The organism is Pseudoalteromonas sp. BZB3 (assembly GCF_040104455.1).
GTDB lineage: Bacteria > Pseudomonadota > Gammaproteobacteria > Enterobacterales > Alteromonadaceae > Pseudoalteromonas.
In genome coordinates this window covers 114,314-131,771 of record NZ_JBECOS010000003.1, presented here as the reverse complement: position 1 = coordinate 131,771, position 17,458 = coordinate 114,314, and the positions used below count along the sequence as shown (strand labels likewise).

At 42.3% G+C, this 17,458-nt stretch carries 13 protein-coding genes; 6 read left to right on the top strand and 7 right to left on the bottom strand.

What is annotated here, in order from left to right; genetic code table 11:
* Window positions 1-83: 83 nt before the first annotated feature.
* Window positions 84-1,112, top strand: a complete 1,029-nt coding sequence (locus tag ABMY35_RS03990; protein ID WP_349285110.1) for a glycosyltransferase family protein — start codon at window positions 84-86, stop codon at window positions 1,110-1,112.
* 130 nt (window positions 1,113-1,242) lie between these two features.
* Window positions 1,243-3,099 carry a methyl-accepting chemotaxis protein gene (locus ABMY35_RS03985; protein WP_349285109.1) on the top strand — a complete coding sequence of 619 codons (1,857 nt, stop codon included), beginning with the start codon at window positions 1,243-1,245 and terminating at the stop codon, window positions 3,097-3,099.
* 85 nt (window positions 3,100-3,184) lie between these two features.
* Here ABMY35_RS03985 and ABMY35_RS03980 read toward each other — a convergent pair whose 3' ends face one another.
* From ABMY35_RS03980 to priA, 5 genes are all read right to left on the bottom strand, one after another.
* On the bottom strand, window positions 3,185-3,568 hold the full coding sequence (locus ABMY35_RS03980) for a gamma-butyrobetaine hydroxylase-like domain-containing protein (protein ID WP_349285108.1): 384 nt from the start codon (window positions 3,566-3,568) through the stop codon (window positions 3,185-3,187).
* A gap of 88 nt (window positions 3,569-3,656) precedes the next feature.
* Window positions 3,657-4,985, bottom strand: a complete 1,329-nt coding sequence (hslU, locus tag ABMY35_RS03975) for an HslU--HslV peptidase ATPase subunit (protein WP_349285107.1) — start codon at window positions 4,983-4,985, stop codon at window positions 3,657-3,659.
* Between the two features lie 9 nt (window positions 4,986-4,994).
* The gene (gene hslV, locus ABMY35_RS03970; protein WP_058031148.1) at window positions 4,995-5,513 is read right to left on the bottom strand and encodes an ATP-dependent protease subunit HslV; all 519 of its coding nucleotides are present in this window, start codon (window positions 5,511-5,513) and stop codon (window positions 4,995-4,997) included.
* An 84-nt stretch (window positions 5,514-5,597) separates the two neighbouring features.
* Window positions 5,598-6,131: an SPOR domain-containing protein gene (locus ABMY35_RS03965; RefSeq protein WP_130254175.1), complete on the bottom strand. Its 534-nt coding sequence runs from the start codon at window positions 6,129-6,131 to the stop codon at window positions 5,598-5,600.
* A 7-nt stretch (window positions 6,132-6,138) separates the two neighbouring features.
* Complete coding sequence (priA, locus tag ABMY35_RS03960) at window positions 6,139-8,310, bottom strand: primosomal protein N' (protein WP_349285106.1); 2,172 nt, start codon at window positions 8,308-8,310, stop codon at window positions 6,139-6,141.
* Between the two features lie 254 nt (window positions 8,311-8,564).
* On the opposite strand from priA, the gene rpmE reads away from it, so the two are divergent.
* Together rpmE and ABMY35_RS03950 are read left to right on the top strand one after the other, a co-directional pair.
* On the top strand, window positions 8,565-8,780 hold the full coding sequence (gene rpmE, locus ABMY35_RS03955; protein WP_058031145.1) for a 50S ribosomal protein L31: 216 nt from the start codon (window positions 8,565-8,567) through the stop codon (window positions 8,778-8,780).
* Window positions 8,781-9,379: 599 nt separating this feature from the next.
* Entirely contained in the window at window positions 9,380-10,633 is a 1,254-nt protein-coding gene (locus ABMY35_RS03950; protein WP_349285105.1) for a malic enzyme-like NAD(P)-binding protein, read from the top strand.
* 75 nt (window positions 10,634-10,708) lie between these two features.
* Here ABMY35_RS03950 and metJ read toward each other — a convergent pair whose 3' ends face one another.
* Window positions 10,709-11,032, bottom strand: coding sequence for a met regulon transcriptional regulator MetJ (gene metJ / locus ABMY35_RS03945; protein ID WP_058031143.1), 324 nt, complete (start codon window positions 11,030-11,032; stop codon window positions 10,709-10,711).
* A gap of 299 nt (window positions 11,033-11,331) precedes the next feature.
* Between metJ and metB the strand changes: the two genes are divergently transcribed.
* Window positions 11,332-12,555 (top strand): cystathionine gamma-synthase, encoded by a 1,224-nt coding sequence (metB, locus tag ABMY35_RS03940; RefSeq protein ID WP_349285104.1) that lies wholly within the window; start codon window positions 11,332-11,334, stop codon window positions 12,553-12,555.
* A gap of 6 nt (window positions 12,556-12,561) precedes the next feature.
* Window positions 12,562-14,910 carry a bifunctional aspartate kinase/homoserine dehydrogenase II gene (metL, locus tag ABMY35_RS03935; protein ID WP_349285103.1) on the top strand — a complete coding sequence of 783 codons (2,349 nt, stop codon included), beginning with the start codon at window positions 12,562-12,564 and terminating at the stop codon, window positions 14,908-14,910.
* Between the two features lie 88 nt (window positions 14,911-14,998).
* Here metL and ABMY35_RS03930 read toward each other — a convergent pair whose 3' ends face one another.
* Window positions 14,999-17,449, bottom strand: coding sequence for a PBP1A family penicillin-binding protein (locus ABMY35_RS03930; RefSeq protein WP_349285102.1), 2,451 nt, complete (start codon window positions 17,447-17,449; stop codon window positions 14,999-15,001).
* Window positions 17,450-17,458 lie beyond the last annotated feature (9 nt).

Below are 17,458 nucleotides of genomic sequence, written 5' to 3'. Positions count from 1 at the left end.
GTTTAATCAGTAGACAACAGTTTTGTGTAAGAAATGCCAGTTTTGACAACGCCCAGGTGTTCTTGCCACAAGGAACAAATAAGGTGAATTCATTGAAAGTGTTATATGCAGCAAAAATCATCGATCTTGCACAATTACAGCAAACACTTTTGTTGATTCAGTGCTTCAAAGCGCATCAAGTAAACTCAGATGTGATCCTATCCGGTAATAGTCTGTCAAACCCTATGAGTAAGCAGATAATTGCCGAAATTGAAGCGCTTAAAGTGGGGAGTTGCTCGGTGCGGCATAAACCAAATCGCTTTACGAAAACCTTCAGACAAAAAGTTTCTGATATTTTTACTCATCGAGCATATTTTAAAGTCGCAAATTATGACTTAGTCATTACTGACAATGAGTCGATTGTCGCCTGGTCGGCAAAGCTTTCAGGGTTCCCTGTGCTCGCTTTGGGGCATCATGTGGCAGTAAACCATCATCAACTGCCTTTTGAAGGGGCGAATCTAACGAGAATTTGGCAGCAATGGTTAGTGCCTGCTGATTACCGTGTTGGGTTTCACTGGATCCCTTTTGCGAAAAATATTTTGCCTCCTATCGTGCCTAGCTATAACACGACTTGTATTAAAAATAAGGTGGTTGTTTATTTGCCGTCAGAAAAATTAGAGGCGATAGAGGTATTATTGGCAAGCTTTCCAAATACGGAATTTTATTGTTTTCACCCAGCAGCAGAGGTGAGGTCGGTGGGCAATATTCATTACCGGCCCGATGATCATGAGCAGTTATTACATGATATGAAAAGTTGTAAAGGCGTGATTGCACATGCGCAATTTGAAGTACTTAATGCAGCACTGAATATGGGAAAAAGCCTATTAATTAAACCACTTGAGCAAGAACTAACACAGGTGATTGATGCAAGCTTGTTAATTAAACTTGGCTGGGCAAAGCAGATGCATTATTTAAATGCCAATGCAGTTGAAGATTTTTTGGACACCGCGCCTAAAAAATCGGTGGATTTTTCAGCAGATCCGTGTGCCCTTGTTGAGTGGATTAAAGCAGAGCAATGGCATGATGTCAGCGCATTGCATGATTTCGTTTGGAAATCATTGAAAGTTGGATAGTTCCAAATAGAAAATCCGTTTAATTATTGCGCATATTGGCACTTTTTTATTGTTTTTATGTGAAATCTAAAAGCCTAATTTTCAGCCTTGGTCTATACTAAGCATATGTTTTATAACCTTAGGTAACAGTATGGCCTTATTAGAAAATTTAACCATCAAAAGGCGTTTACAGCTCAATGCGATAGTTGTTGGTATCGCAATGCTGGTAATGCTAGCGGTGATTATCTTTGAAGCTCGCACAATGCTTAAACTCAACGAAGCAATTCAGTACGCTGAAGAGCTTGAAATTCATGAGTTATCCATGCGCAAGTTTGAGAAGAATTTTCTATTCTATAAGGACACGGAAGCGCTTAGTCAATTTGATAAAGAATATCAGCACTTAATCACAAAGATAGATCTATTAAATGTTTTACTGGATGACTTATCTATTGATCAAGGGGAGCTTGAAAAGTTTCGTGGGTTAAGTCGATCTTACAAAGAAACATTTGAAACTGTAGTCGTTCTGCAAAAGAAGATTGGTTTACACCCTAAAGATGCATTATATGGTGCGTTACGTTCTGCGGTGCATGAAGTCGAAACAGGGTTAAAGCAACACAACAACTTCGAATTACTAAGCTTGATGCTACAACTTAGACGAGCTGAAAAAGACTTTATGCTTCGCCTAGATACCAAATACCTAGGTAAATTTAATAAAACCTACGATGAGCTTTACCCCAAATTACAGTCTTACGGCTTATCACCTTTACTTTTGGAATACAAAAACAAGTTCACTAACCTTGTTGATGCACAAGTCGAACTAGGTGTATCGCTTGATAGCGGTGCATTAGGCGAGATGGTTAAAATTGTAAAGCAAGGTGATGCAACGGTTGAGAATATTGTACTGCAAACAAAGCAAGCTATTGAGGATAATGCTAGAGCAACGCAAGCTGCTGCCATAGGTATATTTGTCGTCGCAGCGATTATCGTTATGATTTTGGTACTGTCTACTAGTCGTTCAATAATTGGACCTGTGGAACGTGTCTATCAAACCATTGAGCGAATTCGCCGTGAAAACAACTTAGCAATTAAAATTGAGTCTACTGGTAATGATGAAATTACCACGATGACAGAAGATTTTAATAGCTTGATAGGTGACTTCAAGATTCTGATCTCAGAAGTAAACACGGCTTTAGGTACGATTAATGAAGCGACTCATCATCTAAGTGAAACTACCGCACAAACCAGTGCGGGTATGCATGAGCAGTTGCATGAGGCGGATATGGTCGCGACTGCAGCGACTGAGATGCAAGCGACGATTCAAGATATCTCACATAATACTGAAGCTGCAGCGAATAAAGCTGAGTCAACTAATGGCAATGCGCAACAAGGTAGAGTAGAAGTCGATGCGACAATTCAGCGTATTATGGCCTTATCTGATTCATTAGGTGGCGCATCAGATGTTGTTTCGCAACTTGAACGTGATGCTGAAACAATTGGTTCGGTTTTAGATGTTATCCGTGGTATTGCAGAGCAGACAAATTTACTTGCTTTGAATGCGGCAATTGAAGCTGCACGTGCAGGTGAGCAAGGTCGAGGCTTTGCTGTTGTTGCTGATGAAGTTCGCTCTTTAGCACAGCGTACGCAAGATTCGACACAAGAAATTGAGAGTATCATTTCTACTCTACAAGAGCGCACACAGTCTGTTGTCACTATCATGCAACAATGTCGCTCTCAAGGTAGTGAGAGTGTTTCTCAGGCCGAGAAGGCTGGTGAGTTATTAAGCTCGATTACAGCAGACGTGCAAACCATTATGGAAATGAGCACGCACATCGCAACTGCCATTGATGAACAGAACCAGGTTGCTTCTGAGGTGAATAAGAACGTTGTTCGCATTCGGGATATTGCGCAAGTTGCATCTGAGCATGCACAGAGTAACGCCCAAAGTAGTGAAGAGGTTTCAGAGCAAGCCAAAGTTCTACATGAGGCAGTTGCTAAATATAGATATTAAATAAGTACCGCTACTAGCTTGCTAATAAAACTAAAAAACGCAGCGTTTGCTGCGTTTTTTTATATTCAAGTTTTAGCACTCTAGGCTAGGGCGTGAACTTGATTGGAATACGATCTTTATTGGCATGATAGTCCTCAACTCTCGCTTGGTATCTCTGCCAACGTTCAGTCTGTTCTTCTGATAGTACTCGTAAATATTGCCAGCTATACAGCCCTGAGTCATGGTCGTCATCAAAAATAAGTCTCACAGCATAATGTCCAACAGGCTCAAGCTTTCTGATGGCTACTTCTTGCTTATTTAACACCAAGTTCAGAGGATCTTTAGACTGATTACCATGCCCTTGTACTTCAGCAGAAGGGGAGTGTGTTCTTAAATACTCACAGCTTAACGTGAATACTTGCTCATCATCGAAATGAATGTCGAGCGCTTTGGAAACGGTATGATAGTGAAGTTTATTGACAATATACATGACTGTTCTCAATGAGTATTTTATCTATATCTTACAAAAAAGCGGAGCACAGGCCCCGCTTAATTGTAACGCATAATCTTTACTAAATTTAAAGAATAAAGCGGCTTAAGTCTTCATCTTGTACCAGCATATCTAAATGCTGCTCAACATAGCTTGCATCGATAGAAAGCGTTGTGCCTGTCTTCTCAGAAGCATCAAAAGAGATTTCTTCCATCAGCTTTTCCATCACAGTATGAAGGCGACGTGCACCGATGTTTTCTGTTTTCTCGTTTACTTGCCATGCAGCTTCTGCAATCTTAGTGAGCGCATCATCAGTGAAGTCGACAGTCACTTGCTCGGTGCCAAGTAGTGCTTGTTGTTGTTCAGTAAGCGATGCATGAGGCTCGGTAAGAATGCGTTTGAAATCAGCTGCCGATAAAGCTTCAAGTTCTACACGAATAGGTAAGCGACCTTGTAACTCAGGAATTAAGTCAGACGGCTTTGACATTTGGAACGCACCAGAGGCAATGAAAAGAATATGGTCAGTTTTAACCATACCGTGTTTCGTGCTGACCGTTGAGCCTTCAATTAGAGGCAGCAAATCACGCTGTACACCTTCACGGCTCACATCAGGACCTTGTGCTTCACCGCGCTTACAGATTTTGTCGATTTCATCGATGAACACAATACCGTTTTGCTCTACGGCAAAAATAGCTTGTTCTTTAAGCTCTTCTTGATTCACCATTTTAGCGGCTTCTTCTTCAACAAGAAGCTTGAAAGCATCTTTGATTTTCAGCTTACGGTTTTTACGCTTGTCGCCACCCATGTTTTGGAATAGACCTTGTAGTTGGTTGGTCATTTCTTCCATACCTGGTGGTGCCATGATCTCAACTTGAGGTGCAACTTCAGCAACATCAATGTCAATTTCTTTGTCGTCTAGCTGACCTTCACGTAATTTCTTACGGAATACCTGACGAGTACTATTGTTCTCGGCTGGTTGAGTCTCACCCCATGCATCTTTTGCTGGTGGAAGTAGCGCATCAAGAATACGTTCTTCTGCGGCTTCTTCTGCGCGATGTTGGTGTTTTTTAGCTTGTTGCTCACGCGTCATTTTGATTGAGATGTCAACAAGATCACGGATGATAGTCTCAACTTCTTTACCTACATAGCCCACTTCTGTGAATTTAGTTGCTTCAACTTTCAGGAAAGGCGCATTTGCAAGTTTTGCTAAACGGCGTGCAATCTCCGTTTTACCGACACCTGTTGGGCCGATCATTAGAATATTCTTTGGGGTTACTTCAGAGCGCAAATCGTCGTTAAGTTGCATACGACGCCAGCGGTTACGAAGTGCAATTGCCACGGCTTTTTTGGCTTTATCTTGACCGATAATGTGCTGATCTAACTCGTGCACGATCTCTCTTGGGGTCATCGCAGTCATGGCAATCCTCTATAGTTCTTCGATGGTTTGGAAATTATTAGTGAATACGCAAATATCGCCAGCAATTTTTAGGCTTTTTTCTACAATTTCACGTGCACTTAGATCTGTATTCTCTAACAGTGCAGTTGCAGCAGATTGTGCAAAGTTACCACCACTACCAATGGCGATTAAATCATGCTCTGGTTGCACTACGTCACCGTTACCTGTGATGATCAAAGAAGCGGTTTCATCAGCAACTGCCAACAGGGCTTCTAGTTTACGAAGCGCGCGGTCGCTACGCCAGTCTTTCGCCATTTCCACAGCTGCTTTGGTTAAATGGCCTTGGTGCATTTCTAGTTTGCTTTCAAAGCGCTCAAATAATGTAAATGCATCTGCAGTACCACCGGCAAAACCCGCTAATACTTTACCGTTATAAAGACGGCGTACTTTTTTGGCATTACCTTTCATTACTGTATTGCCAAGTGACACTTGACCGTCGCCGCCGATAACAACTTTGTCGTCACGACGCACGCTTACGATAGTAGTCATAAAATTCCTTACTGTGCGTTAACTCACACTTGTCTTACTTAAATATCTTAGATTGCTGTAGGTATATGGGCTGTTAGTGAGAAATCAAGTCCAGCCCCAAATTCCACAGCTTACGATGTTGATACGCTTGAGCTTATTTTTATCGCTTTCCGCTTGTCGCTTATTTTCATAAGGGCCTAGACGTACTCTAAACCAGACACCATTTGACCCTTCGGTTCTGCGGATTTCAGCAACTAGGCCAACAAAAGCAATTTGTGCTTTCATGCTCTCTGCGTCTTCGTGTTTTCTGAATGAACCACACTGCATCTGGTATGGACCGCGTTTTTTGATTTCTTTAATCTCGACTTTGATTTCTGCGTCTTTAATTTCTTGAATAAAGTCAGGATCTTTAGGCTTAGGTTTCACCACTGGTTGCTCTTTTTTGGCAATTGGTTTGGCGGCTTCTTCTACTTTTTTAGGATCGGCATTTTGTGTGATATACCAAAGACTATATGCAAAACCGCCAACGAGCAGTAAGGCCAGCAAGATAAGCAATTTTGAGACGGGTTTTGGGCTAGGCGCCGCTTTTTTGGTATTTCTGCCTTTTGGCTTTTTATTTATAAAGTCGTGTTGTGCCATAAGTTACTTAATAAGTATCCATAGGATCTATGTCTATACTCCAGCGCAGTCGGTTTGCTAAGGGGTGTTTATCTACATAAGCCAATAACTGAGTTAAATAACTATGAAGAATTACACGGTCCTGCGCTTGAATATGTAATTGATATCGATATTTTCCTGCCACGCGCTCCATCGGCGCGGGAATTGGTCCGAGCAATTGTATACCAGAGAATGGGCTTGCAGGAACCAGATCCGATAAAAAGTCGATGACTAATTTGGCATTGTTAGCTTCGGCGCGTATTAAAGCTAAGAAAGAAAATGGTGGTAAGGCAACTTCTTCACGCTCTTTGAGTGCATAACGGGCAAAGTCGCCGTAGCCATTATTGACTAGATCTTGTAACAGCGGGTGTTCGCAATAATGAGTCTGTAATAATACCGTGCCGGGTTCGCCACTGCGCCCAGCGCGTCCAGCAACTTGAGTTATTAATTGAGCCATATGTTCTGTGGCTCTAAAGTCACTACTGTATAAACCACTGTCGACATCTAAGATAACCACTAGGCTGACATCTGCAAAGTGGTGACCTTTCGCCAGCATTTGAGTGCCAACCAGGATACGTGCGCCACCTTCATTAATTTCATTGAGGGCTTCTTCGAGTGCGCCTTTACGGCGGGTTGAATCTCGATCTATACGGCTCAGTGGCGTGTCGGGAAATTGCAATTTTAAAAACTGTTCAACTTGTTCAGTGCCCAAACCCACTGGCAAAATATTGGTACTGCCACAGTCAACACACTGGGGTGGCACATAGCTTTGCTCACCACAGTGATGGCATACTAAGCGTGACATGCCTTTATGGTAGGTGGCACTGGCACTACAGCGGTGACACTCGCTGAGCCAGCCACACTCATGACACATTAAAGTTGGCGCATAACCCCGTCGGTTTAAAAACACCATGACTTGCTTGCCACGTGCAAGCGTACGTTCAATATGCTGTAAAGTGCTTGGTGCAAAACCATTTTGATGCGGCTGGCCTTTCATATCAACCAACAAGTAGGCGTTATCTACTTTGGTTTGCGCACGTTTAGTCAGCGACACTAATTGGTATTTGTCACTGAGTGCATTGTGTAGGGTTTCTAGTGCGGGAGTTGCAGTGCCTAATAAAAGCGGTATTTGCTGTGTTGCAGAGCGGTAAACAGCCAAGTCTCGAGCGTGATAACGCAGTCCATCTTGTTGCTTAAAAGATCCGTCATGCTCTTCATCTACCACGACAATGCCTAGACTTTTAAAAGGTAAGAAAATCCCTGAACGAGTTGCGATAACGAGCGCGCTACTACCTTGCTCAGCGCGCCGCCAAGTGTGTAAGCGCTCATTATCAGTTAAATTTGAATGCCATAAATCAATGGGAGTATCTGGAAAGCGGCGCCTGAAGCGATTGACGGTTTGTGGCGTCAGGCCAATTTCTGGCACTAAAACCAGTGCTTGTTTACCGGCATTGAGTACCTTCTCTAGACATTGTAAGTAAACTTCAGTTTTACCACTGCCCGTGACCCCTTCAATTAAGAAAGTGCGATACCCTACTTGTTGATTCACAGCGGCACAAATGGCAGCTTGCTCTTCATTTAGACGCGGTTTGCTTGCAATCTCAAGTGTGTTTGACGACCAAGCTTCACAGTGGCTAATGGCTTCTGTTATTAGGCCTTTCTCTTTGAGTGGTTTAATTTGTTGTGTTGTAAACCCTAATGCCTTTAACTCAGTGAGGCTCGTTACGCCCGAGCCTTTTAAATGCTCAATCAGTGCTAGTTGCTTTTTTGCGCGAAGCTTGGGAGATGCTTTTCCTTCCTCAGTGAGAGTGTAATCGGGCACTTGGGTTTTATCTGGATGTTCACCTTGACGCAAAGATGCTGGCAGCGCAGTAAAAATGGTTTCGCCTAGCGAGTGGCAATAATAACGTGCTGTAAATTTCAAAAAGGTAAGATACGCATCATTGATAATCGGGCGCTCATCTATGACAGAGGTAATGGCTTTGATTTTATTATCGGGCACATCTGACTGAGTCTTGATGTCAACGACCATGGCGACCAATTTTCTATTGGCAAAAGTCACCCATACACGACAGCCTTTTTGAACTCTAATATTCGGGGCGATTTTATAATCAAAGGTTCTATGTAGTGGGACTTTTAGGGCAACTTCAACAAATAGCATGAATGTTCGAACATGACAGTAGATGGTTATAATGTACTAAAGCAGACCTTGAAATCCCAGTGAAAAACGCTCGGTAAATTGCTGTTCATTGGATTAGGTGTAATGAACGCGGGATTTATTTACTTTTTGTGCAATTATTGCTTGTAGATCTCTGGCTACTTCAATAAAATACGCGTCCACTAATTTGAATATAACTACGTATGGTGCCAAACTTCGGGTTTGGAGAGCGATACGGCCTAACCTAGAGGTTTACTATGAAAGAAGGTATCCACCCTAAGTACGAGTCAATCACAGCAACTTGTTCATGTGGTAACAAATTCGAAACTCGTTCGACACTATGTAAAGACATTCACCTAGACGTATGTTCTGCATGTCACCCGTTCTACACTGGTAAGCAGAAGATTCTTGATACAGGTGGTCGTGTTGATCGCTTCAACAAGCGTTTCGGTGCTCTTAGCAGCAAGAAATAAGCATCGCTTGTTTGAGAAAAGCATCCATTTGGGTGCTTTTTTTATGTCTGAATTTCATTAATCCTCTGAATATTCATTATTTCCTGCTGACTTAGCATCGCTTATCTGGTCGTTCTTCTGCAAAATTCTTTCTGATGCATCAAACCTTTTTCATAGCAAAGCCGTACAGAATGGCGTAATAACTAAATGCATAACTTTGCACTTTTTATCGAGATTGACTTTAGCTTTCTCAAAGATACGGTTGTTTTAACTGGTTTTGTTTTGAGTGTTAAAGTTGTCTAAATGTGTTTAAAAGGGTCTAAAATTCAGTAAAAATCGTTAAGTTTGATTTTCTTTTCGTGATTGCTAGGGTGACATTTTTAGTCGCATAAATTGCTGGTTTATTAAGCGCGCTGGCCCTTTTTTAGGTCAATGAAATGTCAAAAAAGCTAAAAGAATGTTTAATAAAATCTGCAAAATTACGGCATCTTGCAGATAAATTTCGCTAAAAAGTGGATAGACCTGAAATTGCTTGAATATATCTAGAAAGCGAGTATCTTTTAGTTATTGCGAATTATTTCACTCTCACTTTTAACTTCTTTGCAGGAAAAAATCGCGTCATGTCAGACTTTCGTGAACAAGCTTTACATTACCACGCTCATCCCGTTCCAGGTAAAATCAGTGTTGAATTAACTAAACCAGCCGAAACAGTTAAAGATCTTGCGTTGGCCTACAGCCCAGGTGTGGCTGAGCCAGTTCGAGAAATTGCTGCAGACCCTGCTAATGCTTACCGATATACAGGTAAAGGCAATATGGTTGCGGTGATCAGTAATGGTACTGCAATTTTAGGTTTAGGTAACTTAGGCCCACTTGCTTCTAAACCAGTAATGGAAGGTAAAGCGCTACTATTCAAACGTTTTGCAGGCTTAGATTCAATCGACATTGAAGTAAAGCACCGCACCACAGAAGATTTTATTAACACGGTTGCGAATATTGCAGACACCTTTGGTGGTATCAACCTTGAAGATATTAAAGCACCAGAATGTTTTGAGATTGAAAAAGCGCTTATAGAGCGTTGTGATATTCCTGTATTCCACGACGACCAGCATGGTACTGCGATTGTAACTGCTGCGGGTATGTTGAATGCGTTGGAAGTACAAGGCAAAGACATTCATGACGCTATCATTGTATGTTTAGGTGCAGGCGCTGCAGCAATCGCATGTATGGAACTGTTGATTAAATGTGGTGCACAGCGTGAGCACATTTACATGTTAGACCGTAAAGGCGTTATCCATACGCGTCGTGATGACTTGAACGAGTACAAAAAGCTATTTGCTAACAACACTGATAAGCGTACGCTTCAAGACGTTATTGCAGAAGCAGATGTGTTTGTGGGTGTATCTGGCCCTGACTTACTTTCTCCAGAAGACCTAAAGCTTATGGCAGACAAGCCAGTAGTATTCGCCTGTTCAAATCCTGACCCTGAAATTAATCCAGAAGTTGCACATGGTGCACGTAACGATTTAATTATGGCGACAGGTCGTTCAGATTATCCTAACCAAGTGAACAATGTTTTATGTTTCCCGTTTATCTTCCGTGGTGCACTTGATGTGCGTGCAACAGCGATTAACGATGAAATGAAGATCGCAGCGGTAGAAGCCATTCGTGGTATTGCGAAAGAGCCAGTGCCTGAGCAAGTGCTTAAAGCAGCCGATGTTGAGTCGTTAGAGTTTGGCGCTGAGTATATTATTCCTAAGCCAATGGATCCGCGTTTATTGCCTCGCATTGCTAAAGCTGTAGCACAGGCTGCGATTGATTCTGGCGTTGCGCAAATCGAACTACCAGAAAACTACATGGCACAATTTGAATCTTAGGCAAGATTAAATTAATAAAAAACCTCGCAACGGCGAGGTTTTTTTATGTTTTCTTTGTAATAACAAAAAAGCTGATTAACCTTCTTCGTTAATCTCTGGGATCTCTAAGCCCATCTCTTTCATAATGTTACGCACTTCAACAGGGATCTTCTCCGGATTGTCTTTACGTAAGTCCTCGTCGCTCGGCAACGGTTGGCCCGTAAAGGCATGCAGAAATGCTTCACACAGTAACTCGCTGTTTGTTGCATGGCGCAAGTTGTTCACTTGACGGCGGGTACGCTCATCAGTCAGTACTTTTAACACATTTAAAGGAATAGATACGGTGATCTTCTTCACTTGCTCTGATTTTTTGCCATGCTCTGCATAAGGGTGAATATATTCACCATTCCATTTAGCCATAATATTTTTTCTGATGCCTTTAGAGTAATTACTGCCAATAAGACTACGCTCGTTTGCGACGGCTTTAATTGACCTAGTTTGACTAACGCCCAACTCAAACTAAGGTTAATGTACCGATTTATGGTCAAAAACCCAGTCTTATTAACAATATTAGTTAACGAGGTGGCGAAATTTTATCGGTTTAAAAAAGATAGTCAAATTCTAGTTAAATAGCCATTTAGCAGTATAAATGTTTTGACTTCTCTAATTTGATCATCTAACCTTTTAGACGTCTAAACATCCATATACTAGGTGGTGATATGAGCCAACGCAATAAATCTACAGTCGCAGTCAGACATGGTATCGAAGCCGATAAACATCATGGTGCGGTTGTGCCTCCTCTTTATCTTTCAACAACGTATTCGTTCGCTGACTTCGATACTAAGCGTGATTACGATTACGGCCGTAGCGGTAACCCAAATCGCGATATTCTAGCTGAAGCATTAGCGCAGCTTGAGGGTGGAGAAAAAGGCATCATCACAGCGACCGGTATGGCAGCTGTACACCTAGTAACACAACTTTTAAACCACGACGATACCTTAGTTATTCCACATGATTGTTATGGTGGTAGTTATCGTTTATTCACATCACTTGAAAAGCGTGGCTTGTTAAAACTAAAAGTTTTAGATTTAACTCGCGCTGACAGCCTTGCACAAATTGCAGAGATCAAACCTAAACTGGTTTGGATTGAAACACCGAGTAACCCAATTCTTCGTCTTACAGATATAGAGGCGGTTGTGAATGCAGCCCATGCAGTGGGAGCATTAGTTGGGGCTGACAATACGTTTTTATCTCCTGCGCTACAAAACCCAATTTCGTTTGGTGTTGATATTGTGGTGCATTCGACCACGAAATACATTAACGGCCATTCTGATGTTGTTGGCGGTGCGGTAATAGCGAAAACCCAAGCGTTAGGCGAAGAGCTGGCTTGGTGGGCAAATAATATTGGTATTACGGGTGCACCATTCGATAGCTATCTGACATTACGTGGTTTAAGAACTCTTAAAGTGCGTCTTAAGCAGCACGAAGAAAATGCCTTAGCTATCGCCAAGTACTTAGAACAGTCTGAGTACGTTCGCAAAGTGTATTACCCAGGTCTTGAGTCACATCCACAACACGAACTGGCGAAAAAACAGCAGTTAGGGTTTGGTGGCATGGTGAGTTTTGATATCGCAGGTGGTCTTGAAGATGCTGCGGCATTCTTAACAACAGTGAAAGAGTTCTCGTTGGCAGAGTCTTTAGGTGGTGTTGAGAGTTTAATTTGTCACCCTGCAACCATGACACATGCAGGCATGGAACCTAAAGCACGTTTAGAAGCGGGTGTAGGCGATACTTTGATCCGTATTTCTGTCGGTATTGAGGAAGTAGTAGATCTACTTGCAGACCTCGAAGCGGCTTTTGCTAAAACAAAGCCAGGTAAAGCTCCTGCGCCTGCTGATAACAAAGCCTGTAAATTAACACCTGCCCATCCAGCACTTTGGTAAAAGAAAATGACAAGAGTAGTACATAAATTTGGTGGGTCGAGCTTAAGCTCGGCCTCGCGTTATCAGGCTGTCGCACAGATCGTGGTTGGCCAGTGTCAGTTGGGCGATTGTGTTGTGGTTTCTGCAGCAGGTAAAACAACCAATACCCTAGTTAAACTATGGCAGAGTTATCAGCAACAAGAGCAGCAAAGTTTTAACGATATTCTATTACAGGTTGAGAACCATCAAGTCGAACTGATTAACGCACTATTCCAGGGGGAAAAGCAGCGTCAATTGGCCGATACACTGTTAACTGAATTACAAGTGATCACCCAAGCTGCGAACAGTAAAACTCTAAATGAAGCTGAGCTATTAGCACACGGTGAATTATGGTCTGCGCGCATTCTAGCAAACTACTTATCAGAGTCCGGTTTACAAGCCCAAGCGATTGATGCCAGAACGTTATTTACTGTGCATAACGGTCAGTTAGTGCATCAACAAAATAAGCAAGCGTGCTTAGCGACCTTAGATAACGATCACATCTTTGTGGTCACAGGTTTTATTGCCGCTGACGACCAAGGCAATACTGTGACGTTGGGACGCAATGGTAGTGACTACAGCGCAACATTGTTAGCAAATTATAGCGATGCAGGTGCAGTCTCTATCTGGACAGATACGCAAGGTGTATTCAGCACCGATCCACGAAAAGTCAGCAATGCAATTAAATACCCTAAAGTGTGTCGTGAACAAGCAAATTTACTAGCGCGTTTAGGTAATCCTGTATTGCATGCTAAAACTTTATCTCCTTTGAAAAATACCAGCATCAAGTTACAGGTTCGTAGCAGTTTTGACCCTGAAGCACCAGGTACTGAAATCGTTAAAGCGGGTTACAGTAAGGCGAAACGTTTTATTACGTCATTTGATAATTTAGATCTTGTGCGTGTTGACCGTTTAGGTGTTAATGAAGTGCGTGAAGTGAGTCAGCTTATCCAGCATAGTATTCATCACTTTGTACAAAATGGCGAAGAGTTTTTATTGCTACCAGGTGCTTTCACACATCAAGTAAGCCAATATTTTGCAGGCCGTCTCACCTTGGTTGAAAGCCACTTACAAGGCTTTGCACTGGTTGCAGCAAAATCCGATATCTCTGCATTAGAGCTGCAGGCTAAATCAGTGTTGGCAGAGCAAGACGTGGTACTCAGATTTGCACATAGTGATGAAGATTATGCACTGTTTTTAACAGATCAAGCGATTGACAGCGATGTTTTGGCTATTTTACATGACAAACTAGTGAATAAAGGTCGAGAGCTGGCGGTTATCATTGCGGGTCTAGGTAATGTTGGTGAGGTTTTCCTTGAACAGTGCCAAACTCAGGTTGCTCGTTTGCAAGCGCAATTTGATTTAAAAGTTGTCGGTTTATTACGCTCGCAGCAAATGCTATTTGCAGCCAGTGGTTTAAATTTAGATAACTGGCAAACTCAGTGGCAAAATGAAGCGCAAGCATATGCGCAAAATGAAGTGCTAGAGCGTATTGAAGAGCTAGATTATGAGCATAAAGTAGTGGTTGATATCACTGCGAGTGAGTCATTTAGCTTGTTATACCCAGAGTTCGTTAAGCGTGATTGCCACCTTATCAGTGCTAATAAGTATGCAGGCACAGCGCATCAAGACTGGTATTTATCTTTGCGTCAGCAACTTGAAGAACGTAATTTACTATGGCGTTATAACACCAGTGTTGGCGCGGGCTTACCGGTTAATTTTGCGTTAGCTGACCTGCAAAATAGCGGTGATAAAATCACCCAAGTTGAAGGTGTGTTTTCGGGTACCTTGTCTTGGTTGTGCAGTGAGTATGATGGCAGTAAAGCTTTCTCAGACTTAGTACTAGAAGCACAGGCTATGGGTTATACAGAGCCAGATCCTCGCGAAGATTTATCAGGTCGAGACATGCAGCGTAAGCTGTTAATTCTTGCCCGGGAGCTTGGTCTTTCATTAGATGTAGATGATATTGGTTTAGAACCATTAATGCCTGAGCATTTAGCAACTGGTAGCTGGCAAGACTTTCTTGCCAAGAAAAGCGAGCTAGACGCGTTTTATGAGACTAAGTTTGCACAGGCGAAAGCCAATGATTGCGAACTGCGTTATACCGGTTTATTAAGTATCGCTGAAGATGGCAAGGTTGACGCAAATGTGGGTATTGCGTTTGCTGAGCAAGGTTCTGCGATTGCCAACTTAACACCAGGCGATAATATCTTTGTAGTGAAAACCCTATGGTATGATGCAAATCCTCTTGTTATTCAAGGGCCAGGAGCTGGTAAAGAAGTGACTGCAGCGGGCATTCATTCAGATTTATTCTGGTTATGTCAGAATCTTAAATAGCCACGAGTTACTGTTACTTAAAACAAAAAAAGCGAAGTGTTTTTAGCACTTCGCTTTTTTTGTTTAACCGTTAGATATAGCTTATGTGTTAGAACAGCTCATCTTGTTCAGGCAAAGAGTCAGAAGAGAATGGGGTTTTTGACTTATCTTGCTGCACATATTTAGTCGGTACAGTGTCAGACTCAAAGTATTCGAAACGGCTAGTGTGATCGTTTTTCGAACTTAATAAGCCAGTTTTTAAATCAACTCTAACAGAAGTTAAGCCAGGTGCCGGGTCAATCGGTGCAAGCGGTTCATTTTGAAGTGCTGTTTTCATAAAGCGCACCCAAGCTGGCTGTGCGGTAATTGCGCCTGCTTCAGCACCAACTGCTTGGCCTTTACCTAGATTATTGTTGTAGGCTGCGCGACCAAGAGATTTGCTTGCATCGTCAAAGCCCACCCACACTGTGGTTAATACATTTCGATTGTAGCCCGTGAACCAAGTATCCACTGAGTTATTGGTGGTACCAGTCTTACCTGATAAGTCTCTGCGTTTTAAAGTTTGCGCTCGCCAACCTGTACCAACCCATCCTGTTTTGTGTTTCCAGCTACCGCCACCCCAAATCGCGCTATGTAATGCACTTGAGACAAGAAAAGCATTTTGTTCACTGATAATTTGTGGTGCACATTGCATAGTATTTTCGAGGCGCAGCTCTTCATCACATGCGATTAATGGCTGAGCTTTACCCAGTGAATTACCATAGGCATCTGTTATCTCACTGATAAAATAAGGTTCAATTAGATGACCGCCATTAGCAAAGGTGCTCATGCCGCGAGCCATTTCTAATGGTGTGATTGCAGCGCTACCTAATGCTAAAGATTCACTACGATTAATATCTTCATCAGCAAAACCAAATTTAAGTAAATGATCGGCAGAGCGCTGCAGGCCAACGCCTCTTAGTAATCTAACTGAGACGACGTTTTTTGATTGCGCTAATGCGCGACGAATTCTAATCGGACCGCTATATACTTCAGGACTATTTTTAGGTCGCCATGCAACACCTAGGCTTTTATCCCAATGGTTGATAGGTGCATCATTAATAATTGAAGCAAGTGTATAACCGTCTTCTAATGCCGCTGAATAAATAAAGGGTTTAATATTTGAACCAACCTGACGTTTCGCTTGCACTGCACGGTTATATTGGCTTTGTGCGAAACTATAACCACCGACTAAGGCTTTGATCCGGCCATCTTTTGGATCTAAAGATACAATGGCACTCGATGGTTGTGGATACTGACTTAATTGCCAGCCATTATTTTCTCGTAACCAAATCTGCATACCAGGCGAAAGTACATCGTCCGCTGCTTTAGGGGCATCACCTTGTCGTTTTTCGTTGATGTATGCGCGCGCCCACTTCAGACCATCCCACTCAATGACCACAGATTGACCTGACTTTAATAGCACCTCAGCGCTCTGCTCGTAAACATGCGTGACTATACCGGCAACGAGTGGGTCAATTTCATTAACGTCATTGAGTGTTTTAAGTAGTTCTGCACGGGCAGGAATAGGGTCTATCTCGTGTTGCCATAGCACAGATTCAGGCCCTCGATAGCCGTGACGCATGTCATAATCATGCAGATTGTTAATGAGTGCTTGTTGTGCGGCAAGCTGAATTTCAGATTCAACACTCGTATAAACTCTAAAGCCATTGTTATAGGCTTTGTCAGCACCATAGCGCTCTACCATATATGCACGGACCATTTCAGAAATATAAGGTGCATAAAGCTCTATTTCTGCACCGTGTCGCTTTGCAGTAATAGGGGCTTGTGTTGCCTCATTATATTCACTGCGAGTGATGTACTTTTCTGTCAGCATTCGACCTAAAACCACATTCCTGCGAGATTTGGCACGAGTCGGGTTACTGATAGGGTTTAGCGCTGAAGGTGCCTTTGGTAATCCAGCGATCATGGCCATCTGCGCTAATGTGAGCTCGTGTAACTCTTTACCATAATAAACCTGTGCTGCGGCACCAATGCCAAACGAACGGTGGCCTAATTCAATCTTATTTAAATACAGTTCTAAGATTTCATCTTTTGACAATAATTGTTCTATGTGTAGCGCAATGAAAATTTCTTTTACCTTACGAATATAAGCTTTTTCGCGGGTTAAAAAGAAATTTCTTGCCAACTGCATGGTGATTGTACTGGCACCTTGTTTCTTTTGCCCTGTACTGATCAATACAATAGCCGAACGGACGATCCCGATAGGATCTATACCAAAATGCTCATAAAAACGATTATCTTCTGTTGCTAAAAATGCATTGAGTAAAGGTTTAGGAACGTCGTCAATCTTAACGGGAATACGGCGCTTTTCACCAAATTGGTTGATTAATTTTCCATCTTTGGTAAAAACTTGCATAGGTGTTTGAAGTTGAACTTCTTTAAGTATCTCAACACTAGGGATATCTGATTTTACGTAGTAATATAGTGCTAGTAACGTGAGTACGCCTAAAAACCCGCAGACGATAATAAACTGTAAAAATCTTTTTAATAAAGTCACGTAATATTC

Coding starts and splice junctions, on each gene's coding strand:
- ABMY35_RS03965 (WP_130254175.1), bottom strand. CDS start 6,131: ATGGCACAACACGACTTTATAAATAAAAAGCCAAAAGGCAGAAATACC.
- ABMY35_RS03950 (WP_349285105.1), top strand. CDS start 9,380: ATGTCAGACTTTCGTGAACAAGCTTTACATTACCACGCTCATCCCGTT.
- metB (WP_349285104.1), top strand. CDS start 11,332: ATGAGCCAACGCAATAAATCTACAGTCGCAGTCAGACATGGTATCGAA.
- metL (WP_349285103.1), top strand. CDS start 12,562: ATGACAAGAGTAGTACATAAATTTGGTGGGTCGAGCTTAAGCTCGGCC.
- rpmE (WP_058031145.1), top strand. CDS start 8,565: ATGAAAGAAGGTATCCACCCTAAGTACGAGTCAATCACAGCAACTTGT.
- metJ (WP_058031143.1), bottom strand. CDS start 11,032: ATGGCTAAATGGAATGGTGAATATATTCACCCTTATGCAGAGCATGGC.
- hslU (WP_349285107.1), bottom strand. CDS start 4,985: ATGACTGCGATGACCCCAAGAGAGATCGTGCACGAGTTAGATCAGCAC.
- ABMY35_RS03980 (WP_349285108.1), bottom strand. CDS start 3,568: ATGTATATTGTCAATAAACTTCACTATCATACCGTTTCCAAAGCGCTC.
- priA (WP_349285106.1), bottom strand. CDS start 8,310: ATGCTATTTGTTGAAGTTGCCCTAAAAGTCCCACTACATAGAACCTTT.
- ABMY35_RS03985 (WP_349285109.1), top strand. CDS start 1,243: ATGGCCTTATTAGAAAATTTAACCATCAAAAGGCGTTTACAGCTCAAT.
- hslV (WP_058031148.1), bottom strand. CDS start 5,513: ATGACTACTATCGTAAGCGTGCGTCGTGACGACAAAGTTGTTATCGGC.